This window comes from Thalassospira sp. TSL5-1 (genome assembly GCF_001907695.1).
In the GTDB taxonomy this organism is placed as follows: domain Bacteria; phylum Pseudomonadota; class Alphaproteobacteria; order Rhodospirillales; family Thalassospiraceae; genus Thalassospira.
In genome coordinates, this window is the sequence record NZ_KV880639.1 from 125,223 (window position 1) to 149,423 (window position 24,201).

The following is a 24,201-nucleotide window of genomic DNA, read 5'->3' on the forward strand; positions in this document are numbered from 1 at the left end:
CAAAAACACGGCACCCGCAGCCTGTATTTCCCATTGCCGTTTTCCGTTATTCATCAATATGATAACATTACGGAACAAATTCCCCGTTACGTATAGGATTTATTATACCTAATCGTAATAAAGCAGAATAGAGGAATTTTCATCTTGTTGCGGCAGAGCCAATGCACATATGAAATACAGACACGGACAGAAAAAACCGTCCGCACAACCAGGACATGCAACCATTTCAGCAATTATGTCTAACCAACTGACACCGGAACTTTTGATTCGCGCCTATTCCGTGGGACTTTTTCCCATGGCCGAAAGCCATGATGATCCGACGCTGTACTGGATTGACCCGGAATGGCGTGGCGTGATCCCGCTGGATGGTTTTCATGTGCCGCGAAGCCTGCGCAAGGTTGTGCGGCGGAAGGATTTTGACATCAAGGTTGACAGCAGTTTTGCTGCCACGATCGCCGCTTGTGCCGCCACCACAGAAACACGCGAGGAAACCTGGATCAATAAAAGCATCCGCGAGGCCTATTGCCATTTGCACGAAATGGGATGTGCCCATTCGATTGAAGCGTGGCAGGATGGAAAACTTGTGGGCGGCTTATATGGCGTTAGCCTCGGCCAGGCCTTTTTTGGCGAAAGCATGTTTTCGCGCGCCACCAACGCCTCAAAGGTTGCCTTGGTTCACCTTGTCGCCCTGATGCGGCAGGGCGGGTATCGCCTGCTGGATACGCAGTTTGTCAACGACCACCTTAAACAGTTTGGCGTTGTCGAAATTTCACGTCAAAAATATCGCAGCCAGCTAGCCAACGCCCTGACCGGCCGCGCCTCCCTGCCCTTTGAAGCCGATGACGCTGCAATCGAAGCCGTTTTAAGCGAAAAACCCTATCCGTAATCCAGCCACATGTCTTACCAAGGCTTTCCGGCAAAACAAAATACAGCCTGAATCCCCACAAACAAAGGGCGATGCCATCCGGCACCGCCCCTTTCAGATCAATTCAGCAAACCTGAGTCTTAAAACAGGAAACGAACACGCAGGGTGCCGTTAATCGCTTCAAGTTCCTTGCGAATGCCCAGGCCAGGCTTGATTTCGTCATCGACTTCCACGACGACATAACCAATACCGCCTTCGGAACGCAAATACTGCCCGGAAATATTCATACCACGCGATGCAAACACATCGTTGATCTTGGAAATAACGCCCGGAACGTTGCGATGGATGTGCATAAACCGCGTATGATTGCGGTTTTTGACCGGCAACGACACTTCGGGGAAGTTGACCGCACCCAGCGTTGAACCATTATCGGAATAGGTGATCAGCTTTTCAGCCACTTCGATCCCGATATTTTCCTGGGCTTCCTGGGTGGAACCCCCAATATGCGGTGTCAAAATCACGTTGCTCATGCCGCGCAGCGGGCTGACAAATTCCTCGTCCTTGCCTGCGGGCTCAACCGGGAACACGTCAATCGCGGCACCAGCCAGATGCCCGCTTTCCAGGGCGGCTGCCAGATCTTCAATCACAACCACATTGCCACGCGCCGCATTAATGAAATGCGCACCCGGCTTCATTTTGGCAAGCTCTGCCGAGGTGATCATGTTCCTGGTCTGGTCATTGGCCGGAACATGCAGCGACACCACATCGGCACGCGCCAACAGGTCATCCATGCTGGCACAGGAAGTTGCATTGCCCATCGCAAGTTTGTTGATGACATCATAATAAATGACATTCATGCCAAGCGACTCGGCAAGCACCGAAAGCTGCGAACCAATATGGCCGTAACCGATAATCCCGAGCGTCTTGCCACGGGCTTCAAACGATCCTTTGGCATTTTTAAGCCAGCCCCCCGCATGGGCCGCCGTGTTGCGCTGCGGAATACCGCGCAACAACATGATGATCTGGCCCAAAACCAGTTCGGCGACCGAACGGGTATTGGAATAGGGCGCATTAAAAACCGGAATGGCGCGCATGGCCGCAGCACTCAGGTCAACCTGGTTGGTGCCAATACAGAAACAGCCAATCGATGTCAGCTTAGGCGCAGCCTCGATAATTTCTTCGGTCAGTTTGGTACGGGATCGAATGCCCAGAAAATGCGCTTCGGAAACGACAGACTTCAGTTCGTCTGCGTCAAGCGCTGCAGGATACAGGTCAACGTTGGAATAACCCGCCTCCCGAAACATTTTAACAGCATTTTCATGGATACCTTCGAGCAGAACAATCTTGATTTTGTCCTTCTCCAACGAAAGTTTGCTGATCACGACGTACCATCCTTTTTTTCGAAGAATTAGCCGGGGCACTCCCCAAGCCGTTCATGAAATAGGACCAACAGGCCCCTACGTCAAAGGCTTTCCCTTGCACATATACGCATTGCGCCTATCTTTTGAACGCATATACCGGGTTATGCGTAGAATTTTAAAGCCTCAACGCACCCATTTGCCAACGGGGAAAACCTTTGCCAGTCGAACTGAAAACAGCCACCGATATCCATCAGATCGGGGCCGACGCATGGGATGCCTGTGCCGGCTCTGCCAACCCTTTTGTCAGCTTTGCCTTTTTATCGGCGATGGAAGACAGCCAGTCCGCCCACCCGGACACCGGATGGCAACCTTTTCATATTATCTGCCAGGATGAGGATGGCACGATTGCGGGTGTCGCACCGCTTTATGTCAAAGGCCATTCTTATGGTGAATATGTATTTGACTGGGCCTGGGCCGATGCCTTTCAACGCGCCGGGGGCCAATATTACCCCAAACTGCAATCCGCCGTGCCCTTTTCCCCGGTTCCGGGGCCCCGCCTGCTGGTACGGGCTGATCATCCTGCCCCGGGCGGCATCAAAACTGCCCTGGCCCAGGGCCTTGCCGCCCTGCCAGACCAACTTGGCCTTTCCGGTATCCATGTGAGCTTTTGTCAGGAAGACGAAAGCCAGACTCTGGCGCAAAATGGCTTTCTGACACGCGCAGGCATCCAGTATCACTGGAAAAATCGCGGATATGGCAGCTTTGACGATTTTCTGAGCGCATTAAATTCGCGCAAACGCAAAAATATCCGCAAGGAGCGCCGCCAGGTCATCGATGCTGGATACAGTTTTGCCGCCTTGTCCGGGGATGATTTGAAAACACGGCACTGGGACCAGTTCTTTCGGTTTTACCACGATACAACCGACCGCAAATGGGGCGAGGCCTATTTGACCCGCGAATTCTTTGACCTGCTACATGACCGGCTACGCGACAATGTTGTTCTGGTTACAGCCTTGCGCGATGGCGATATTGTTGCAGGCGCGTTGAACCTTTTGGGCCAAGATACGCTATATGGTCGCAACTGGGGCAGCATTGACCGGACCCCGATGCTGCATTTTGAAACCTGCTATTATCAGGCCATCGACATTGCCATTGAACGCGGCCTTAAAACCGTCGAGGCCGGGGCGCAGGGCGAACATAAAATTCAACGTGGCTACGAACCGGTACTGACCCATTCGGCCCATTTCTTACGCCATCCTGGCCTGCGCGATGCGGTTGCCCGTTTTCTGGAACAGGAACGTGCAGGTATCGAGGAAAACAGCCTGTTCATTCGCGAAGAACACAGCCCCTATCGCAAGGACAATACAAACCCGCAAAAGTAATTTGCCCCAAACCACCCAAAAATAAACCGGGCCGAAGCACCATGCCTCGACCCGGTTCAACATCTTTTAGGAAAGAAGGCTAAATCTTGCGCACCTCATCAAGGAAGCCATGCACATGTGCCAGCAACTGGTCGTTTGCAGCAGTCAGACGGCCAACACAGCCCAACTGACCATTCGACAGCTCGCCGCTTTCAGTGGCAGCACGGGCAACATTTCCAACCGCATGGTTGATTTCCTGATTACCAGAAGCAACACCATCCACACTGCGCGAAATTTCCCGGGTGGCAGCGCCCTGCTCTTCTATTGCGCTGGCGACAACGGCCATCAGTTCTTCGATGCGCAAAATGGTCTCGGCAAAGTCACGCACTGCTGACGCGGCTGCACCGGTTTCGGACTGCATTTCGGTAATTTTGCTCGTAATCTGCTCGGTCGCACGGGCGGTTTGCGACGCCAGATTTTTGACCTCGCCGGCAACCACAGCAAACCCTTTGCCAGCCTCGCCCGCCCGGGCAGATTCTATTGTCGCATTCAGGGCCAGAAGATTGGTCTGATCGGCAATATCACTGATCAGATTAACAACCTCGCCAACGCTTTCGGCGGCCTCGTTAAGCTGCAAAACGCGGGCATTGGTTTTTGCCGTATCCTGTGCGGCCTTTTTGGCAATATCGGCAACCTGTGAAATCTGGTGCGAGATTTCGTTAATCGACGACGAAAGCTGCGATGTCGCCGTTGCCACGGTTTCGATATTAACCGAGGATTCGTCAGCCTGGCTGGCTACCCGCTGGGCATAATCATTGGCACGCGCAGAATGATCTGAAAGTTGCTCGGACGCACCACGCACTTCACCCAATGCAACCGACACTGTTGAAAGAACATCCTTGATCTGCTGGTCAAAGCGCGCCGACAGTTCGTGCATATGTCGTCCACGCTCCAATTGCCGCTCGGCTTCGGCTTTTTCCTGTTCTGCCATGCGCATCCGGTCTTCGGCATTTTCACGAAACACCCGCAAAGCCCGCGACATTGCACCAACCTCATCGGCCCGTTTCATTTCCTTAAAACGCACATTCACATCGCCATTGGCCAGTTTGCTCATCGCACTTGTCATGTCGCGAATGGGAAATGCAATCATACGTGTCAGGACTGTCGCAAACAGGATTGCAAAGACAATCAACCCGGCCACACCAACCGCAAGTGTGACTTTGAAAAACAACGCGGCGGCATGTTGCTCTCCCGAAAGGTCCTTGCGCGATGTGACAATATAGCTTTCGAGTTTTTGCGCGGCTTCATTAACCTTTACAGCCAGCGCCCGTGGCTCGCCCGAAGCTTCAATCGCGCGCGCATGATTAACCGTCAGATATTGCCGCATTAATTGCGCCTGCTGGTTGGCAATATCCTGCCAGGCATCAATCGCGGTTTCCATTTCCTGCGCAAGGCCCATAATTTCCGGGTCCGCGAAGGCTTTTTCCTTAAGATGCGTCACAGTTTGATCCGTGCGTGCCACAGCCGCATGATAGGCATCAAGCCCGCTGCGATCACCTGTGGTCAGAAAATAGGTCATTTCCTGACGCGCCGTGCGATAGGCGTTATCGATATCGTTAAAGCTTTCCTCAATATCGATCAGACGCTCACTGCGCGCATCTGCAATCTCCACCTGGTTCATCGCATAAAAAGCCGCCCCGCCAACCAACAGAATGATAACGATCATGACTGCAAAGCTGGCTGCCAGTTTGACAGGAATGAGCATATTTTTAAAAAACATCATGACTCTTGTTTCCTTAAAGGCCCTTGCGGCGGGCAAGTTCAGTCAGGTTGATTTCAACCGTGACAGCTCCAATCGGCTCTCCGGTGCTGTCTGACACCGTCATGTTCAGTTGTGCGCGCCAGTTATCCGCCTGTTCGTTGTATTCCGCCTCGTCGATAAAGACAGCCGAGGCACCTTGCGGGTAGGTTTTCTGAAATTTGGCTTCGTCACCCTGCCAGAAATCCGAGGTAATGGAACTCTGACCAACATTGAGCCCTTGGGCATCGGTGACAAATATCTCGCTATATAGCCCGCCGGAACGGGCCTGGATTTGCGTTAAATATCCTGACAGCGGGTTATTGAGTACGGCGGCAATGGTCGGCTGATCGTCAGATTCACGCTCTGCGCGCCATTCCTTGTCTGCGGCATCGATTTGCGCCTGAGACAAGTTGGCATTGCGCACATTCTGCCCCTTTACCGATATCTCAACGACCGGGTTAACAAGCCAGTTGCGCACTTCCGCAATCACGCCCGCATCAATCAGCTCTTTCGGACCTGCGGGAAGCTGCTGTTGTGCCCATGCACCTGCGGTGAACGACAAAGCCGCCACACCAACAACAAACGCCGCAAAGCGTGAACCAGACCGTTTCATGACAAATCCCTCTCAATTCCCCGAGGCCCCTTTGCAGTAAAGCGGGCACAACCATCCGATTAAAGCACGTCACACACTAAACCTAGCCATTAGGTATGATATTAACATATACCAAAGGATATACTTCCAACCATCCTAATTTAAGGAGTATCGTTTTGCTGCACTCTGGATTTCTGAACTGGCGACATACAGGGTCGCTACCAGCGGTAAACAGCACCTTGTCATGCCTTTGCAGAACAATCAGGTATGGGCAATGACGCAACCTGCGGATGGATGGCACAGAAATGCAGAGACAATGAATGCGGGATAAGAAGAGTTTTCTGCCAGATTACAGGCAAGAAAAAAGCGGCGATAAAAATCGCCGCTATAAGTTTTGGTTGGGACACGAGCAAACTGCAGAAGATTACGTTGTTCCAGGCGCACCGTAGTGCGCCCCTGCACAGAACAACTGTCCGCCCTTATATATGCAGTTACCGTGCCAGTTTTTTAAATTTAAAAATTTCGCGGGTTTGCACGGTATAGAGTGGCAATACCTTAGGGGTATATCCATCGATTGTGCAAAATGCAAAAATGATTTTGCAAAATGCAAAAATAAGTATCCCATATTGCAACATACACGCGTTTATCGGCATCAGATTCACACAGGATACGCATAAACCACTGCAATCCGGGCAATACCAAGCCACACCAAAATTTGCATTTTGAGGAATCACGGAGATCAGAAATAAGGGAAGCATGTAATTTAGAACATTCAAACCGGATAGGGGTTACCCAAACGGATTGGAATTATTCAAAATTACAACAGCCTAGCGGAATCTCTTCCGTTTATTGGCTGCGGGTCTATTGCTGAAATTCAGCAACGCAGGAGCATGCTGGATAATTTCCTCAAGGATATCGCGTGCCATATCCAAATCGTCCTGCGCACTGTCATCCAAATCGCTTTTAAATCTAGGATCAGACAACATTTTTTCTGCCTCATAAAGCGTTCGCAATTCGCTTTGAAACAACTCACGAGAGCCCAATGGCAGAAAGGGCTTGGCACTCATGACAAAAAAGAATTTAAGACTGGTTTTAATCACGAGCCGCAGCATCAGCACTTGAAGCTTATGGAACTGTTTCTCCAACTCATCCTTACGCGGATGATTATCCAGCGCCGACAGCCTTTCTGAAAGGATCAGGGAAAGAGCCTTGAAGTTGTCGACCTGTTCCCGGAAAGGACGATAACGGGTAACATCTGTCGTATCTGCCAGGGCTTCAAGCTCCGCAGCAATCGAAACCAGAATACGCCCGCGCTTTTCCAACTGCGACAGGAAATGCTCGACTTCTTTTACTTTTTGTCTTTGGCCTGATGAATTCATAAAAAGTCGAAATAACCTCAATTAGAAAAGTATCCAGCCCCGAAACCGAGCTGGATACATTTCAGAATACTATGGCCCACCACGATAGCAAGCAGAACCATGATAAAGGTTCAAATCAGCCGTAGCTGATTTACTCAACCATTTCAGGGTCACGGCTCTCGCTTTTATCATCCTGCTGATCGGGAAAACGGAAAACAACCCCGTCATTCTCGATATCAACCAGCACCGAACCACCCTTCTCGAGCTTGCCAAACAGCAACTCTTCGGCAAGTGGCTTTTTAACATGCTCCTGAATGACACGCCCCAACGGACGCGCGCCGAAAGCCGGATCATATCCGCGATCGGCCAGCCATGTACGGGCAGCTTCTGTCAGTTCAATGGATACATTGCGATCCGCAAGCTGCACTTCAAGCTGCAGAATGAATTTATCCACCACCATCTTGACCACATCCGCCTGAAGATGGGTAAACGGAATAACCGCATCAAGACGGTTGCGGAATTCAGGGCTGAAGGTGCGTTTAATTGCCTCTTCATCCTCACCAATGCGCCGATCACGCATAAAGCCGATGGCAGGTTTTGCCATGTCCGACGCGCCAGCATTGGTGGTCATCACCAGCACGATATTGCGGAAATCAACGGTCTTGCCGTTATTATCCGTCAGCTTGCCGTGATCCATAACCTGCAACAGGATGTTAAACAGGTCCGGATGGGCTTTCTCGATTTCATCAAGCAGCACAACCGCATGCGGATGCTGATCAACCGCATCGGTCAAAAGACCGCCCTGGTCAAACCCGACATAGCCCGGCGGCGCACCAATCAGGCGTGACACGCTGTGGCGTTCCATATATTCGGACATGTCAAAGCGGACGAACTCGATGCCCATAACATTGGCAAGCTGTTTGGTGACTTCGGTTTTACCAACCCCGGTCGGGCCAGAAAACAGATAGGACCCAATCGGTTTTTCCGGTTCACGCAGGCCCGCGCGCGCCAGCTTGATCGCACTCGAGAGGGCCTCAATGGCTTTGTCCTGCCCAAACACAACCGTTTTCAGGTCACGTTCGATATTTTGCAGTGCCTTGCGGTCATCACTCGAAACCGATTTGGCCGGAATACGCGCGATCTTGGCAACAATCTCTTCAACGTCCCGCTTGCTGATCGTGCGTTTACGCTTGCTTGGCGCAACCAGCATTCGCGACGCCCCCACCTCGTCAATCACATCAATCGCGCTGTCGGGGCGTTTACGGTCATTAATGTAACGCGATGCCAGTTCAACCGCAGAACGAATGGCTTCGTTGGTGTACTTAACGTGATGATGTTCTTCGTAATAGGGCTTCAGACCCTTGAGAATTTTGATGGTGTCTTCCAGCGACGGCTCATCAACATCGATTTTCTGGAAACGACGCACAAGGGCACGATCTTTTTCAAAGTGCCCCCGAAATTCCTTATAGGTCGTGGAACCGATGCAGCGCAGTGCACCACTCGCCAGGGCAGGCTTCAACAGGTTCGAGGCATCCATCGCCCCACCCGACGTTGCACCAGCCCCAATCACGGTATGGATTTCATCAATAAACAGCACGGCATTGTCATGCTCGTCCAGTTCTTTGACCACAGCTTTCAGGCGCTCTTCAAAATCACCACGATACCGCGTTCCCGCCAGAAGCGAGCCCATATCAAGGGCAAAGATGGTCGCGCCCTGCAGAACCTCCGGCACATCGCCGTCAACAATGCGTTTGGCAAGGCCTTCGGCAATGGCGGTTTTGCCCACACCCGGGTCCCCGACATAAAGCGGGTTATTTTTGGTACGACGGCACAGCACCTGAATGGTGCGGTCAATTTCGCTTTGGCGGCCAATCAGCGGATCAATCTTGCCCTTTTGCGCCTTGGCATTCAAATTCACGCAATAGGCCTTAAGGGCCTCGCCTTCCTTGGCGGCTCCGGCCTCGTCGGCCTCGCCAGCGCCCGACGCATTCAATTCGTCATCGGCACCACGCGGCACCCGCCGTTCGTTAAGTTCCGGCGCCTTGGCTATACCGTGTGAAATATAGTTAACGGCATCCAGGCGCGTCATATCCTGCAGTTGCAGGTAATACACCGCGTGCGATTCCCGTTCGGAAAACAGCGCAACCAGCACATTGGCACCGGTCACTTCTTCGCGCCCCGAAGACTGAACATGAATGGCAGCACGCTGAATAACCCGCTGAAACCCGGCCGTTGGCTTGGGATCAATCAAACGCGCACTGACCAGACCGGACAGTTCACTATCAGCAAATTCAAGAAGCTCGCCACGTAACCGGTCTACATCAACGCGGCAGGCCTTTAAAACCGCAACCGCATCCTGATCCTCGGTCAAAGACAGCAGCAAATGTTCCAGTGTTGCGTATTCGTGACGCCGTTCGGATGCGTATGCAAGCGCACGGTGCAGGCTTTCTTCCAGATTACGCGAGAGCATGTATGACTACTCCTTCTCTATCGTGCACTGCAACGGGTGCTGGTTTTGACGCGCCAGATCCATGACCTGGTTTACCTTTGTCTCGGCGATCTCGTATGTAAACACACCACAAACACCTACACCCTTACGGTGTACCTGCAGCATGATCGCCGTCGCCTCTTCCCGTCCCTTGGCAAAAAACTGCTCCAGGACGAGCACGACAAATTCCATTGGTGTGTAGTCATCATTGAGCAACAACACCTTGTACATTGCCGGCTTTTTGGTTTTCGGCCGCGTTTTGGTTACAACGCCTGTGGTAGGGAGGCCGTCACCCTGATTGCCCTGATCACTCATAACCTGCTAACCGGAATCCTTGTTAGTTGTGCTTTAAAAACATGATAGGTCAACATGACCGCGTTTCAAAGCCCCGTAAATCAATCCACGAAATGATTGCCTAGTTACATGTCATGTAAGGTGCGTTTGCAAGCACGCAAGATGCCGTGAAAAAACTAGGATGCACGGCACAACACAAAACCGCACAATACGTGACACTACACCCGCAAGAAAAAAACGGACGTGACCAAGGTCACGCCCGTTTACGCAGATAAAACCCTATCTTGGCAAAGCCCGACGGCCGTGAACCAAATCATATAGATGGTCTTGCCAGCAACCTGCCCTCTAGCGACCTGCCTTCGCAGACCAGCTCTTTTCCATCAGGGCAACACTGTCATTCCACATGCCAAACCATATTTCCTGAAAGCGGGAATGTTCTGCCATCCCGTCATCAACGAAACGCTTTACCATGCGGGCATTGATTTCCTGAATGTCGCCAATCGATTCCACCTTGGAAAGGGCATCGATATCCCCCTGAAGCGCATCCATTTCACGCTGCATCCAGGACATCCACTCCTTACCAAAACGCCCGCCCTGATCTGCCATTTTGGAAGAAGCCTGCATCATTCCATCCCAGTTCGACAGGTGCGACTGGATCAAGTCTTCATACTGGCTGGCAAAATGCGCCCCTGCATCAGAAACCATGTCAGTATGGTCAGACACGGCATCAAGCAGACCAGACAAGGCCTCATTTGCTGCTTCCTGGGCAGATGAAACCATATCAACCATTTCGCCCGAATTCCAAAATTCAAACAGCTGCGAAACAGGCATTGTCGGCATAGGAAGATCCGCTTCAATCTTTTGCGAGACCGCCAAACCCTTAGGCTTTGCGCCGTCATCCAGGCTCACCTTGGCACTTGCAACCGGTGTCGTCACTTCGGCTGCGACAGGCGCCTCAATCTTGGGCGCCTTCGGTGCCTTTTCGGCGGCACTGGCAACAGCACCGGATGCCGTCTCGGTTACTTTCCGCGCTGTTTCCTTGGTGGCCTCAACCTGCTTTTCGGTTGCGGCCTTAACCGCATCAGCGGTCTTGTTCGCAGCTGTGGCCGCCTTTGGGGTTGCTTCACGCACAATCGCGGCCGATTTCTCGGCAGGCTTGCTGGCCCCTGCTGCCGCAGCCCGTGTTGGCGTAGCAGCTTTGGCCGGAGTAGCTGCAGAAGCAGCTGAACCAGCAGCTTTATTTGAACCAGAAGGCGTTTTTGATACGGATGACGTGGAAGCAGAAGCAGTTTTATTCGCAGATGCAGCACCGGCTTTCGCTGTTTCCACAGAAGAAGCAGAGGCCCCCGACGAAGCAGTCGTTTTAGCCTTCGATGCTGATGCGTTTCGGGATTTTTCAGGCACCTTTTTCGGGGTCGTCACCATTGTGCCGTCCTCCATGTACGAGTTTCAGGATCGCCGTTGACATGTTGCAATGCAGCAAAACTCTAGATGGAAACAGGGCCTTCGTCAAGGCTCCTTTCATGACATTCTCTTGATATATCCTGCCAGACTGCCCTTTTTCAAAGAAAACGGGCTGACACTGCCAGCCCGTTTAAAACCAATTTACTGCAAACTATTGCCGCGTACCGTTCTGTAAAAATTACGATCCCGCAAATCCTTGTCATTACCATAGACCGGATCGGGGTTTTTCACAGCATCAGGATCTGGTGCCGCTGGAAGCGGCGTTGACTGGCCCGATATTTTTTCCAGCACAACCGGAAAATGAAGATCGCGCAGATCATCCTTTGCCGATGTCCAGGCGGCCAGCGTCATATGCTGCCCCGAGCATCCAAGGGCGACCCAATAATAATTTTCTGAGTTAAGCCGCAGACCATCACGATCCTGCGTGCCAAATCCATCCTGCTGGAGGGCGTCTGTCAGAGTCAGATATTGCTGACGGGTAATCTGGTTCCGGACGGGATCACCGCTAAAGGCCCCAAGCGGAGAGCGCACCGAAACATTGAGATCACTGACATCAATCGGACCGAACACATGAGACTCGACGACAAAACCATCATGCCCCGGTTGCGGCAATACATCAAAGGAGCGAACTTCCTTATAGTAGTCAGCATTATAAACGATTCTGATTTGCCCTTCCGCCTGACCGGCAGAACAGGCCGTACGGATATCCTCCGCGTTAAGATACGAGAACCAGCTCGCCTTGCGCACAACCGGATTCGCAATATCGCTGTTTTCCGTGTAGGCACAGCCGCCCAGCATCGCAATTGTCGCCAATGCTGTGGCAAACTTAATGATTCCAAGCCGCTTCGGCGCTAGATCCTTGTGCGGTCTATGTAATTTAATGGGCATTAATACCTCTGTTTTGACAGACTCGGTCACAACGCATACACTCTCGCTTAATTGGGGCATCGGCAAGGCATTAAGTCCTGTCAGGAAAATTCATTCCGTTAAGATTTTTTTTAGTCGGAACTGACATGCTGGCCCTAACCGTCTTGGGGATACTCGTTAACCGGACATTGTTTATGATTTCCATGTTCCGCGTCGGCTTTGCCAGACCGACCAGACAACCTGATACCAATGACTTTTTGCCATCACGCATGACGGCACGAAGGCTGTTGTGCGTGATAGGGATTGTGCTGCTATCGCTAATTGCAGTTTCGGCCAACAGCCACACGGCGTTTGCCCGCACCTATACAGCCCTGATTGTCGATGGTGATACGGGGCAAGTGCTGCACGAATATCGCGCTGATCAAAAGGTATATCCTGCGTCACTGACCAAGATCATGACGCTGTATATGCTGTTTGATGCGCTTGATAGCGGCAAGGTTTCGCTGGCAACGCAAATGCCCGTTTCACGGCGTGCATGGGGCCAGGCACCGTCAAAACTTGGTGTTCAGCCGGGCGACACGATTACGGTACATGATGCGATTTTGGCACTGGTTACAAAATCGGCCAATGATGTTGCTGTGGTAATTGGCGAATATCTGGGCGGTACCGAAACCAAGTTTGCCCAGATGATGACGTCAACCGCCCGCAAGATTGGCATGAAGAACACAACGTTCCGCAATGCTTCTGGCCTGCCCAATCGCGGTCAAATGACAACGGCGCGCGACATGGTTCGTCTTGCGATGCGCCTGCGCAACGATTTTGGCGACTATTATCATTATTTTTCGACGCAGAAATTCACCTATGGCAACCGTACTTATGGCAACCATAACAATCTTCTGGCGTCGTATTATGGGACTGACGGTATCAAAACCGGTTTCATCAATGCTTCGGGCTTTAATCTGGTTGCATCGGTCAAACGCGATGGCAAACGCCTGATCGGGGCGGTATTTGGTGGCAGAACGGCACGTTCCCGCGATGCTCAGATGAAAAAGCTGCTTGACCAAGCCTATATGGAACTCAAAAAAGACGGCGACATCATTCCGCCCCGTCCGCGCATCAGCCCGGAAGAAAAAATTCTGCCGGCCGATACGCAACTTTTGATGGCCAAGGCCAACAGTGCAAATGAAGGTCAGATCCCGGGTCATATTGATACCGACACCATTGTCGCGCGAATCAAACCGACATCCGGTGGCTGGGGCATTCAGGTTGGCGCTTTCAGCGATCAGCGTCGTGCCCAGGAAGCTGTTTTGACTGCTGCGCGCACCGCGCCAGAAATTCTGCGGTTAACCCGGGCAGCCGTTCAGGAACAGGAATCCGATAGCGGCGTAGTCTATCGCGCCCGTCTCATCGGCTTTGGCGCAGAGGAAGACGCCCGCAGCGCCTGTGCCGCACTACAACGTCAAAACATGGCCTGCATACCGGTTGTTACCCCTGGGGATGCGGGCTGATTAATTCGGGAATTCCGAAAATTAACAATAAATTTTAGGGGCTGCCCATTGGGTGGCCCTTTTTCTTTGCCGTCAGAACAAAACCAATCGCCCTGCCCTGGGCCTTGTGTTTCGCAGTAAATTACACCATCCAAACAAACCCCAATAAGGAAAAGGCCGGGAGCATCTCTGCCACCGGCCTTCAGGACACCCCCTCATCAGGGTATCAGATATTCTTTAATGTCCCCCACCGGGGGCAAAGAAATCGTCGCTTTCAAGACCGCTTTTCTGAAGCTGTGCGGTTACTTGCGCTTTCAAACGCTCCAGCCCGGCTTCGTCTGCGGCTTCACAGCGAGCGACAATGGCAGGCTGGGTATTGGATGCACGAAGCAGCCACCAGCCATCATCACTTTTAACGCGAACACCATCAATGCCATCAACTTCGGCATCGGTGCTGGCCAAACGGTCCCGCACTTCTTCGATCAGGGCAAATTTACGATCATCGGTGCATTCAATACGGGTTTCCGGAGTATTGACGGCCACCGGCATGGCATCGCGCCAGGTATCAAGGCTTTTGCCGCTTTGCACCAGAATGCGATACAAACGAACGGCGGCATAGGTGGCATCGTCATAGCCGTAATACCGTTCGGCAAAGAAGATATGCCCGCTCATTTCGCCCGCAATCGGTGCCTTTTCCTCGATCATTTTGGTTTTGATCAGGGAATGACCCGTTTTCCACATGATGGCGTTACCGCCCAAACGGGTAACTTCATCAAACAGGGTCTGACTAGCCTTCACATCTGCAATGATGGCACCACCGGGAACACGCTCCAGCACGTCAGCCGCATAAATCTGCAAAAGCTGATCGCCCCAAAGAACACGCCCCTGCCCGTCAACAACACCGATACGGTCGCCGTCACCATCAAAGGCAACACCCCAATCGGCATTGTGTTTGGCAACAGCCGCCTTCAAATCCACCAGGTTGGCTTCAACCGTCGGATCAGGGTGATGATTGGGAAAGGTGCCATCAATTTCGTCAAACAGCAGATGATGCGTGCCCGGCAACTTGTCCGTCAGACGGCGAACCACATCACCCGCAGCACCATTACCGCAATCCCAGACAATGGTCATCGGTTTGGCAACATCAACATCCAATTCCTCGACCAGACGGTCGATATAACGTTCTTCGATGTCAATATCATCCAGACCACCGGCACCGACTTCAAAATCACCGTTTGCAGCAATTTTGCCCAGTTCCTGGATCGCCTCACCAAACACCGATTTACCGGCATTCAGCATTTTAAAGCCATTATAATCCGGCGGGTTATGCGACCCCGTCACCATGATGCCGGCATCGGTTTTCTGGTTATAAACCGTGAAATACAGCATCGGCGTCGGGCCTCGCCCAATGCGCAAAACATCACAGCCCGTCGCGCGAATACCCTTGATCAGGGCATCGGCCAGCTCGGGCGAGCTCAAGCGCCCGTCACGGCCAACAGCCACACGCTGCCCACCGCTGCGCCGAACCATTGTGCCAAATGCCCGCCCAAGAGCATGGGCATCTTCAGCATGCAGGGTTTTGCCAACAACACCGCGCACATCGTATTCGCGCAGCATGGACGGGTCGAATTTATGGCCATCCGAAGCGGTCATATGTTAATTGCCTCCGATTGTGCCGCGACCGATACAGCTATAGTCAAAGCCGTTTTCTTTCATTTCGCGCGGCTCGTACACATTACGCAAATCCACCACCACCGGTGATTTCAAAGCAGCTTTCACGCGTTTCAAATTCAGCCCGCGGAACTCGTTCCATTCCGTCATAATGACCATCGCATCCGCACCTTCAATCGTCTCAAAGGCACCTTCGCAGAATGTCAGGCCATCAAGCAGCTTTGCCGCCTCTTCCATTGCTTCGGGGTCATAGGCCCGAACATTGGCACCAGCGGCAATCAATGCCGGAACGACGTCCAGGCTGGGTGAATCGCGCATATCGTCTGTGTTGGGTTTAAATGCCAAACCAAGAATACCGATGGTTTTGCCCGTAACAGAACCGCCGCAGGCCGCGATAATACGATCCGCCATTGCCTTTTTGCGGCTGTCATTGACAGAAACCACAGTTTCAATAATGCGCAGCGGCGAATTATGTTCCTGTGCGGTGCGAACAAGAGCAAGCGTGTCCTTGGGGAAGCACGACCCGCCATAGCCCGGCCCGGGATGCAGGAACTTTTTGCCAATACGCCCATCAAGGCCAATCCCGCGTGCCACGTCATGCACATCGGCACCCACTTTTTCACACAGATCAGCAATTTCATTAATGAAGGTGATCTTGGCTGCCAAAAAGGTATTGGCCGCATATTTGATCATTTCCGAGGTTTCGCGGGTGGTGAAAACAATCGGCGTTTCGATCAGATAAAGCGGACGGTAAAGGTCGGACATCACCGCGCGGGCACGTTCATTGCTGGTACCGATAACTACGCGATCCGGGCGCATGAAATCGCCAATTGCCGACCCTTCACGCAGAAATTCCGGGTTGGACACCACGGCAAATTCCGCATCCGGTCGCTTGGCGCGAATAATCCGCTCGACCTCGCGCCCGGTCCCCACCGGCACGGTAGACTTGGTCACGATAACGGTAAAACCATCCATTGCCTCGGCAATTTCTTCTGCCGCAGCATAAACATAGCTTAAATCGGCATGCCCATCGCCACGGCGCGTTGGCGTTCCCACCGCAATGAAAACGACATCTGCATCTTTAACCCCCTTTTTAAGGTCGGTGGTAAAATGCAGTCGGCCCGCCTTGACGTTATTTTCAACCAGAACATCAAGCCCCGGCTCATAAATTGGCATAATGCCCTGCTCAAGACGTTCGATCTTGGAGGCGTCTTTATCAACACAAATGACGTCCGTACCGAACTCGGAAAAGCAGGCCCCGGATACCAAACCGACATAACCGGTGCCAATCATTGCAACATGCATGGATGTTTTACCCCATAAAACGCTTCCGGGGGCAGCGCCCCCGGAAATTTGACAAATCTGTTATTTCGCAGCGTCGCCTTGTGCGAATTCCTGAATAAGCGCCTTCATATCGTCGCGCAAATCCGGGCGCTCCAAGGCAAAGGCAAGGGTCGCCTTAAGGAAGCCAACCTTATTCCCACAATCAAAACGCTGGCCTTCAAAACGATAGCCATAGAAAGGCACCTTACCGATCATGGCCGCCAGCGCATCGGTCAGCTGAATTTCATTCCCCGCACCACGCGGGATGGATTCCAGAACATCAAAAATCCCCGGATCCAGAATATAACGCCCAATCGCCGACAGCGTGGAAGGTGCGTCTTTGGGGTCCGGTTTTTCGACCATCCCACAGGCGCTAACAAGGCGACCATTGGTCCCTTCTACTTCAAGCACGCCATAACGTTTGGTTTCTTCGCGCGGCACATCCATCACGGCAACCATATTGCCGCCCGTGCGACCATAGCTTTCAACCATCTGCTTCATGCAGGGCGTTTGCGACTGGATAAGGTCGTCGGCCAGCAGAACCACAAAAGGTTCATCACCAATCAGCGACTTTGCACACAAAACGGCATGGCCAAGGCCCAGCGGGTTCCCCTGACGGGTATATGTCACACGGCCATGTTCCGGGATCATTGCCAAGGCGGCCTCAAGGGCATCATGCTTGCCGCGCTCCATCAGGATCGCTTCAAGTTCGGCCGAACGGTCAAAGTGATCCTCGATCGCAGTTTTGCCACGCCCTGTCACGAAAATGAATTCTTCAATGCCCGCCGCAATCGCTTCATCCACCGCATACTGGATCAGCGGCTTGTCAACAACCGGCAGCATTTCCTTGGGCATTGCCTTGGTTGCAGGCAAAAACCGGGTCCCCATGCCCGCAACCGGGAAAACCGCCTTTTTAATTCGCTTGGTCATATTTTATTTCCTTTGTTTTTGGCGGCAACGAATGCGCTAAATCGCTCTGTTTGCAGCAGGATACATCGCTTTTGCCACATTTCGAGATCGATGATCAAGCTGCCCCTTGAGATGGTCATATCAATCGCCACAGTTTTTTAACAATAGCTGTCGCGCCGCATTGACCCGTGATGCCAAATAGTCCGAACCGCCGTGATCAGGGTGTACCGCCTTGATTAACGTTTGATAGGCGCGATTGATCTCGGCGCGGCTGGGATTTTCTCCCAGTCCCAAAATTTTACGGGCTTCGGTGACATCCATTCCCTCAGAACGAGATCCGCTACTGCCTCCTTGTTGCTCCTGCCTCGACGAGCTTCCTTGAGCCCGCCCGACACAGTCCCAGTTCCGCCAGTCCTGACAATCGCTACGACGATCAAGATACGTCTCAAGCACTGTACGGCTTTGATCTTGTGCGCTGCAACATTCAACATACAAATGCTGCAGCGCGTCAAGTCCCAGACCATCCAAATCCTGCCCTGTCAGCGAACCGGAAATCACCGATCCTGAAAGGCGGCCTGTTTCATGCTCAAGCTGCATCACCAGAAACTGCGTCCTGATCTCAGAGAAACGTCCCTTTCGGGCACCGCCACGACCAGTACCGTTTTGGTGTGTTCCCCTGCCCTGATATCGGGCAGCACCGAACATCCTTTTGAAAAATGGCCATATTAAGCCAAATTTGAGGACACGAAAAAGAAATGGTATGGCGGCAACAAGGGCCGCAAACATAGCAGCAAGCTTGCCGGTCAATAACAACCAAAGCCCGAGCAACACCAACACCAGGGCAATCAGACCAAATCCGATATAGCGAATGTCAGACGGCTTTGCATTGGCCAGCCAGCGCACAAGAAAGCCGGTCGCCACAAAAAGACCAAAGCCCAAAATCACCCATTGCATCGGCGTTACCGCTTTAACTGATCTGTCAGAAGTCGGATCGTACTGGTTTTCCTGGTTTTTTCATAAAGCGTTAGCGCATCCATCCCGCCCACAACCAGTGATGCAATCGCGCCCAGCAAATCGGCCAGCACCGATGCTGCATTGCCGTCAAGACGGGCAAAGGCGCCATTCCCCAACCGGCACATGTCGCGAAAAACAGTTTCCGCCCCGCCATCACGACCATCCTGAAACACAAAAACCCGCGTTCCCGTCATGCCCAATGTTCCAGCAAGGTGCCCCAATTCGTCAGCATCTTCCTCAACGCAATCGCCCACATAAATCAGCGCATCCACCGGCTGGTCTGGCGTTTTACGGGACTGATTGATCACATGCTGCAAAACGCGCGCAATTTGCGTATGTCCGGCGCGGCACTGCACTGCCGTCATCTTGTCGCGCAACTCGCTGGCATTGCGACACCATTTACTGGCTTTACATTCACCAAACCCGCGAAAAAACACCAATTGAATATCAAGCGTGCCAATCTTGCTAACGGCATCAAACATCTCGGCCTGGATATGCGCGGCCATGTCCCAATTAGGCTGGCGGCTTGCTGTGGCATCCAGGGCAAACACAATGCGTCCCGCCGCCGGGCCGGAGCGGGGTGCTGTTGTCTCGACAGATCGGGCACGATTCAAAAAATCCGCGACATCCTGTCTGCTCGATTGTGATGAAACAGCCCCGTCATCATCCGCCATTGCGTTCCTGAGTGTTTGTTGTCCCTAAAGAAACCTTTGACCCGGCTTTAATCAAACCAGCAAAATGCCGAGGCCAGAAGCATCATCAAATCGGTAACTCTTCGCCGTCAGCCGGTGTAAAGCCAATAACCTCAAGCAATTGCCGAACTTCCTGACGGGCCGCCATGTGCGACATGCTCAGCGTAATACCGATGCCCTTTTCACGCAAATCAAGAAGCGTTAGGCCATTCAGGAACAGTTCACGATAAATCACACGTTCACCAAAACCCGGCGCAACCCGAAAATGAATGCGGCTTGCCAGCTTGTCGATGATTTCGGCGATATCACGCTTATTACGGGCATCAAGATGTGACAAACGATTGCGCATCACAATCCAGTCAATAGACCCGCCATCAACCGCAGCACGGCGCTTGCGGGCATCCCACACCATTTCCGCATACAGGCTTGGCCCCTTGACTTCCAATGTCTCCGGGTCAATCCGTGCGAGCATATCCAAATCGATGTAACTGTCATTGATCGGGGTAATCAGGGTATCGGCACAGGCGTGGGCCAACCGCGAGAGATAATTGTCACTGCCGGGGCAATCCATGACGACAAAGTCATGGTTCAACACCAGCTCACCCAGGGCACGGGTAAATCTGTCCCGTTCATCATGCTTGGCGGCGGTTGCGTCATTATCCTCGCTTTTATAAACCGGATAATGAACCGGCATCTTGAGCGAAAGTCCGCGTGCCTGATTAAAGGCCTGACGGTTTTCGACATATCGGGTCAATGTGCCCTGCCGGGCGTCAATATCCAGCGAACCGACGGAAAAATCCATTTTCAGCAAGGCAACAATCAGGTGCATCGCTGTTGTCGATTTGCCCGACCCGCCCTTTTCATTGCCAATGACAATGACATGCGCGCGTTTCGCGCGTCCGCCTGTGGATTGTGCGTCGCCCTGTCCCTTGATTTCGGTCATGGTGGCGGTTGCGTCCCCCGTCATTACGCGCTGCTCCGTCATAGTGTGTTCTGAAAACCAAAAAGTCCCCAATGCCCGTGAATGAACGCCTTTATGCGTAAAAATCAAGTATAAAGACGCATAAGCCACAGCGCAAACCGGCTCTACCCTAGCCAATTTATCGTCTTGGCGCTAAACATAGAGCAATCGGCATCGCAAAGACAGCAAGCTCAACGGGGGAGAAGTTTGTGACCTTTCTGCAAAAATATATACCGGCATGCCTGGCACTTGCCGTGATCGGGATCTCAGCGCAGGCCAGCAGCCAAAATGCAGGGGCATTTCTTAAAATCGACGCGGCGCAAAGCCCGGTACGATATCACCCACCATTTAATGCGACGGCTGTCTATTTGCGACAGATCCGTGAAAACAGCACGGTTTATGTTGCGCGCTGGCTGGATCAAAGCGACGACAGCCACACGGCCAACCAGATATTTATCGAATCGGTCTTTTCCGAAACCAATCCCGGTTTTGCCTTTCGCACCGACACGCCACCGGCCAGCCTGCTGGATATGTTTGACGAATTAAGGGGAAAAAGCCGTGCCAATGGAAACAGCTTTGCCTATCAAACCCCGTCGGGCCTCATTCAGGTCCTGCCCTTTGCCAAAGACAATGCCCAGTGCATCAGTTATGCCGGGCGCTGGGACCCTTTGCGCACGGATCAAAAAGGCAGTCAGCTTTTAGGGTATTTCTGTGAACCGATTGCCGTTCAAAATGCGCCACAGCACCAGGCCCCGGCACAACAAATGACATCAAACGCGGCACGCGATTTTGCCGCCGATTTCTTTTTACGATTTGAGATCAATTTGCCCGACAACACCGGCGCCACTGTGCCGGTCGCCCCGGCACCGCAACTCACCGCACCGGGAACAAATCCACCTCTGCAAACCGAGGGCAACGTGCCGGTAACGACACAGGAAGGTGCCCCGCTGTCGGCATCGCCATCCACCTCGCCGCCAGCGGCAACACAAAAGGCCCCGGCCATAGCCCCCGACCAGGGGATTGGTATTACAACAAACTGGGGCAACCAGACCGGATATGGTGTGCTGAAATTTGACAAACCGGCCGGTGAAGGCACCATGATTGTCGATAGCGGGGATCGCCACTGCGAAGGATACTGGCAACATCAGGGCGGACGGTATCAAAGTGCTACCCTGCCGTTTGGCAACTGGGCAATTTTTTGTTCGGACGGCATTTCAGCCCGCGGCACCTATAACAGCCCGGACCCAAGCCAGGTCAAGGGCGAAGGCCAGGACAGCAACGGCGCGCCGGTCTTTTTTCGTCAGGCAGGTCAATAACGATTATGACGTTTGATATCGAAACCATTGTTGTAGGTGCGGGCGTTGTGGGCCTCGCCTGTGCACGCGCCTTGGCGCAAAGCGGGCGTGAGGTCATGATTATTGAACGTCATGACGCCATTGGTACCGAAACCAGTTCGCGTAACAGCGAAGTCATTCATGCTGGAATTTATTACCCAAAAGGCAGCCTGAAGGCCAAATTGTGCATAAGTGGCAAACAGGCACTTTATCGCTATTGCGCGGATCGCGGCATTAACCATCGCAATACCGGCAAACTGATTGTCGCTACCCACGATGCACAGATTGATGCCTTGCGCCAAATCGAAAAACACGCAATCGGCAATGGCGTTACCGACCTTACCTGGCGTAGCGCAGAAGAAATTCACGAGCGCGAACCTGCTGTCAAATGTGTTGCCGCCCTTGAAAGCCCATCTACCGGGATTATTGACTCACACGATTTAATGGTCTCGCTTCTGGGCGATGCCGAAATTGCCGGGGCCACCCTTGCCCTAAATACCGACGTTATTGCCGGTCGCCATGAAAATGGTTTGCACATTCTTCAAACCCGTGATGTCGCGGGTGAAGAAATGGAAATTTCCTGCAAGGAACTGGTGATTGCGGGGGGATTGCACAGCCAGACACTGGCCAATAACTATTCCGGCCTTGCCCGCCAAACTGTACCACCACAACATTATGCGCGCGGCATCTATTTCACGCTGGGCGGCAAAAGCCCGTTTTCAACCCTGATCTATCCGGCCCCGGAACAGGCCGGGCTTGGCATTCACCTGACCCTTGACCTTGGCGGGCAGGCGCGCTTTGGCCCCGATGTTGAATGGATTGACCAGCCCGACTACACCGTTAACGATGCCCGGCGCAGCCTGTTTGCGGATGCCATTCGCCGCTATTATCCCGACCTGGATGAAGCAGCGTTACAGCCGGGCTATGCCGGTATCCGTCCCAAAATCCAGTCCAAAGGTGAACCGGCACGCGACTTCCTGATTTCCGGGCCCGATGATCATGGTGTTGATGGGTTGATAACGCTTTACGGCATTGAATCGCCCGGGCTGACGGCATCAATGGCGATCGGGGATTATGTCTGTGCTAAACTCAGTTCTTTACCGGTAAAAAAGGCTGCATGCTGATCATGGTTTCCGCCCTTGCGCTCCGCCCCGCCGGGTTTACCCGTCGTCATCAAAGTGAAACAGCATCTGGCTGGCGATTGTTTTCGCGCAGTTTTTTTCTTGCTGGCCTGATGGCAGGATTAATGATCAGTTCGCTGCCTTTTCATGCGAATGCGCAGCAACTTGAACCCTTTGTTCCGCCAGCCAACAGCCTGTCCAACAGCCCGGATGTGGGCGACAACAAAGACGAAGATGATTCCAAACCAAAGCGTGATTTTGCCGAAGAAATGCGCAAAATGATCGTCTCGCTAAGCCGCTGGGCCAAAAATCAGCGAAGCGATTTTTCGATCATCGCCATGAACGGGTTGGACCTCACGACATTTATTGAACCGGGGCTGTTTGTTACCAAGTCCGATGCCAAACCAGCCCGTAATTTCATCCGCGCGCTGGACGGTTTTCTGGTCGAGGCCCCGCGTTACGGACGCGATGGTTACAACAAGGAAACCGCCGAAGGCGAGGTCAAATATGATCAGCAATATCTGGAACGCCTGTCAAATACCGGCATGCGGTTTTTCATGCTTGATTATACCGACAAGATGGAAAACATCCGCAAATCACGCCAGAATCTGAAAGACCTTGACCCGCTTTATTACGCAGCCCCGCCCCCGGACATGCAGCTTTCAGCACTAGCAAAGGTGCCTTCGACACCGTTTAACGAAAACCCCTTTGTCATTGATACGATCCACAAGGCGCGCAATTACGCAATGGTGATCGACAGCGCCCCATTTGGCAATAAAGACGCCTATGTCAATGCGCTGGCCAACACCAATTACGACATCCTGATCCTGGATGCCTTTCACCGTGGCACGGTTCCGCTGACTTTTGATGACATGCGAAAATTGCGCTACAAAAAACTTGGCACGCCCCGATTGCTGCTGGCTTATGTCGATGTTGGAACGGCACAAACCTACCGCTATTACTGGCGGGCGGACTGGCGCGCCGGATCGCCCGATTTTATCAGCAGTGCCAGCAACACGGGCCGGTGGGGCCAGGAAAACCATGTTTATTACTGGGAACCACAATGGCAAAACATCATTTTTGGCAATGCCAACAGTTACGTCGCCGGCCTGATGCAGCTTGGTTTTGACGGCATTGTCATCGACGGCGTTGACGATTATCGATGGTGGGCTGACCAGTAAACAAAAACCGGGCACAAACGGGTATTTCAAGACATAATATCCCAATAGAATCGCAGG

The 24,201-nt window shown here is 52.7% G+C and carries 21 protein-coding genes; 7 read left to right on the forward strand and 14 right to left on the reverse strand.

Going from position 1 to position 24,201, the window contains the following annotated elements; translation table 11 throughout:
* Window positions 1-235: 235 nt before the first annotated feature.
* Window positions 236-886, forward strand: a complete 651-nt coding sequence (aat, locus tag LF95_RS17455) for a leucyl/phenylalanyl-tRNA--protein transferase (protein WP_073956462.1) — start codon at window positions 236-238, stop codon at window positions 884-886.
* A gap of 119 nt (window positions 887-1,005) precedes the next feature.
* Here aat and serA read toward each other — a convergent pair whose 3' ends face one another.
* On the reverse strand, window positions 1,006-2,244 hold the full coding sequence (gene serA / locus LF95_RS17460) for a phosphoglycerate dehydrogenase (RefSeq protein WP_073956686.1): 1,239 nt from the start codon (window positions 2,242-2,244) through the stop codon (window positions 1,006-1,008).
* Between the two features lie 197 nt (window positions 2,245-2,441).
* On the opposite strand from serA, the gene LF95_RS17465 reads away from it, so the two are divergent.
* Window positions 2,442-3,608 (forward strand): GNAT family N-acetyltransferase, encoded by a 1,167-nt coding sequence (locus tag LF95_RS17465; RefSeq protein ID WP_073956463.1) that lies wholly within the window; start codon window positions 2,442-2,444, stop codon window positions 3,606-3,608.
* 79 nt (window positions 3,609-3,687) lie between these two features.
* Here the strand turns inward: LF95_RS17465 and LF95_RS17470 are convergent, their stop codons facing one another.
* From LF95_RS17470 to LF95_RS17500, 6 genes are all read right to left on the reverse strand, one after another.
* Entirely contained in the window at window positions 3,688-5,370 is a 1,683-nt protein-coding gene (locus LF95_RS17470; RefSeq protein WP_073956464.1) for a methyl-accepting chemotaxis protein, read from the reverse strand.
* A gap of 13 nt (window positions 5,371-5,383) precedes the next feature.
* Complete coding sequence (locus LF95_RS17475; protein ID WP_073956465.1) at window positions 5,384-6,001, reverse strand: hypothetical protein; 618 nt, start codon at window positions 5,999-6,001, stop codon at window positions 5,384-5,386.
* Window positions 6,002-6,807: 806 nt separating this feature from the next.
* Complete coding sequence (locus tag LF95_RS17485; RefSeq protein WP_073956467.1) at window positions 6,808-7,359, reverse strand: hypothetical protein; 552 nt, start codon at window positions 7,357-7,359, stop codon at window positions 6,808-6,810.
* 130 nt (window positions 7,360-7,489) lie between these two features.
* The gene (gene clpA, locus LF95_RS17490) at window positions 7,490-9,808 is read right to left on the reverse strand and encodes an ATP-dependent Clp protease ATP-binding subunit ClpA (protein WP_073956468.1); all 2,319 of its coding nucleotides are present in this window, start codon (window positions 9,806-9,808) and stop codon (window positions 7,490-7,492) included.
* Between the two features lie 6 nt (window positions 9,809-9,814).
* Window positions 9,815-10,141: an ATP-dependent Clp protease adapter ClpS gene (clpS, locus tag LF95_RS17495; protein WP_073956469.1), complete on the reverse strand. Its 327-nt coding sequence runs from the start codon at window positions 10,139-10,141 to the stop codon at window positions 9,815-9,817.
* 324 nt (window positions 10,142-10,465) lie between these two features.
* Entirely contained in the window at window positions 10,466-11,251 is a 786-nt protein-coding gene (locus LF95_RS17500) for a hypothetical protein (protein ID WP_073956470.1), read from the reverse strand.
* A 25-nt stretch (window positions 11,252-11,276) separates the two neighbouring features.
* On the opposite strand from LF95_RS17500, the gene LF95_RS17505 reads away from it, so the two are divergent.
* Entirely contained in the window at window positions 11,277-11,585 is a 309-nt protein-coding gene (locus LF95_RS17505) for a hypothetical protein (RefSeq protein ID WP_073956471.1), read from the forward strand.
* A gap of 140 nt (window positions 11,586-11,725) precedes the next feature.
* Here LF95_RS17505 and LF95_RS17510 read toward each other — a convergent pair whose 3' ends face one another.
* Window positions 11,726-12,397: a hypothetical protein gene (locus LF95_RS17510; protein ID WP_252509815.1), complete on the reverse strand. Its 672-nt coding sequence runs from the start codon at window positions 12,395-12,397 to the stop codon at window positions 11,726-11,728.
* A 248-nt stretch (window positions 12,398-12,645) separates the two neighbouring features.
* Here LF95_RS17510 and LF95_RS17515 point away from each other — a divergent pair, with 248 nt between their 5' ends.
* Window positions 12,646-13,959 (forward strand): D-alanyl-D-alanine carboxypeptidase, encoded by a 1,314-nt coding sequence (locus tag LF95_RS17515; RefSeq protein ID WP_252509816.1) that lies wholly within the window; start codon window positions 12,646-12,648, stop codon window positions 13,957-13,959.
* A gap of 216 nt (window positions 13,960-14,175) precedes the next feature.
* Here the strand turns inward: LF95_RS17515 and pgmG are convergent, their stop codons facing one another.
* From pgmG to LF95_RS17545, 6 genes are all read right to left on the reverse strand, one after another.
* Entirely contained in the window at window positions 14,176-15,591 is a 1,416-nt protein-coding gene (gene pgmG / locus LF95_RS17520; RefSeq protein ID WP_073956472.1) for a phosphoglucomutase/phosphomannomutase PgmG, read from the reverse strand.
* Between the two features lie 3 nt (window positions 15,592-15,594).
* Window positions 15,595-16,914: a UDP-glucose dehydrogenase family protein gene (locus tag LF95_RS17525; protein ID WP_073956473.1), complete on the reverse strand. Its 1,320-nt coding sequence runs from the start codon at window positions 16,912-16,914 to the stop codon at window positions 15,595-15,597.
* A 60-nt stretch (window positions 16,915-16,974) separates the two neighbouring features.
* A complete protein-coding gene (galU, locus tag LF95_RS17530; RefSeq protein WP_073956474.1) occupies window positions 16,975-17,862 on the reverse strand; it encodes a UTP--glucose-1-phosphate uridylyltransferase GalU in 888 nt (295 codons plus the stop codon).
* A gap of 120 nt (window positions 17,863-17,982) precedes the next feature.
* Complete coding sequence (locus LF95_RS17535) at window positions 17,983-18,795, reverse strand: J domain-containing protein (RefSeq protein ID WP_073956475.1); 813 nt, start codon at window positions 18,793-18,795, stop codon at window positions 17,983-17,985.
* Between the two features lie 5 nt (window positions 18,796-18,800).
* Window positions 18,801-19,529, reverse strand: coding sequence for a hypothetical protein (locus LF95_RS17540; protein WP_073956476.1), 729 nt, complete (start codon window positions 19,527-19,529; stop codon window positions 18,801-18,803).
* A gap of 85 nt (window positions 19,530-19,614) precedes the next feature.
* On the reverse strand, window positions 19,615-20,490 hold the full coding sequence (locus LF95_RS17545; RefSeq protein ID WP_073956689.1) for a division plane positioning ATPase MipZ: 876 nt from the start codon (window positions 20,488-20,490) through the stop codon (window positions 19,615-19,617).
* 227 nt (window positions 20,491-20,717) lie between these two features.
* Here LF95_RS17545 and LF95_RS17550 point away from each other — a divergent pair, with 227 nt between their 5' ends.
* Genes LF95_RS17550 through LF95_RS17560 form a run of 3 tightly spaced genes read left to right on the forward strand, consistent with a single transcriptional unit; the run spans window position 20,718 to window position 24,144 of the window.
* On the forward strand, window positions 20,718-21,824 hold the full coding sequence (locus tag LF95_RS17550; protein WP_083607802.1) for a hypothetical protein: 1,107 nt from the start codon (window positions 20,718-20,720) through the stop codon (window positions 21,822-21,824).
* A 5-nt stretch (window positions 21,825-21,829) separates the two neighbouring features.
* Window positions 21,830-22,966 (forward strand): NAD(P)/FAD-dependent oxidoreductase, encoded by a 1,137-nt coding sequence (locus LF95_RS17555; RefSeq protein ID WP_073956477.1) that lies wholly within the window; start codon window positions 21,830-21,832, stop codon window positions 22,964-22,966.
* Window positions 22,960-24,144, forward strand: a complete 1,185-nt coding sequence (locus tag LF95_RS17560; protein WP_252509817.1) for an endo alpha-1,4 polygalactosaminidase — start codon at window positions 22,960-22,962, stop codon at window positions 24,142-24,144. The genes LF95_RS17555 and LF95_RS17560 overlap by 7 nt, the downstream gene beginning before the upstream one ends.
* Window positions 24,145-24,201 lie beyond the last annotated feature (57 nt).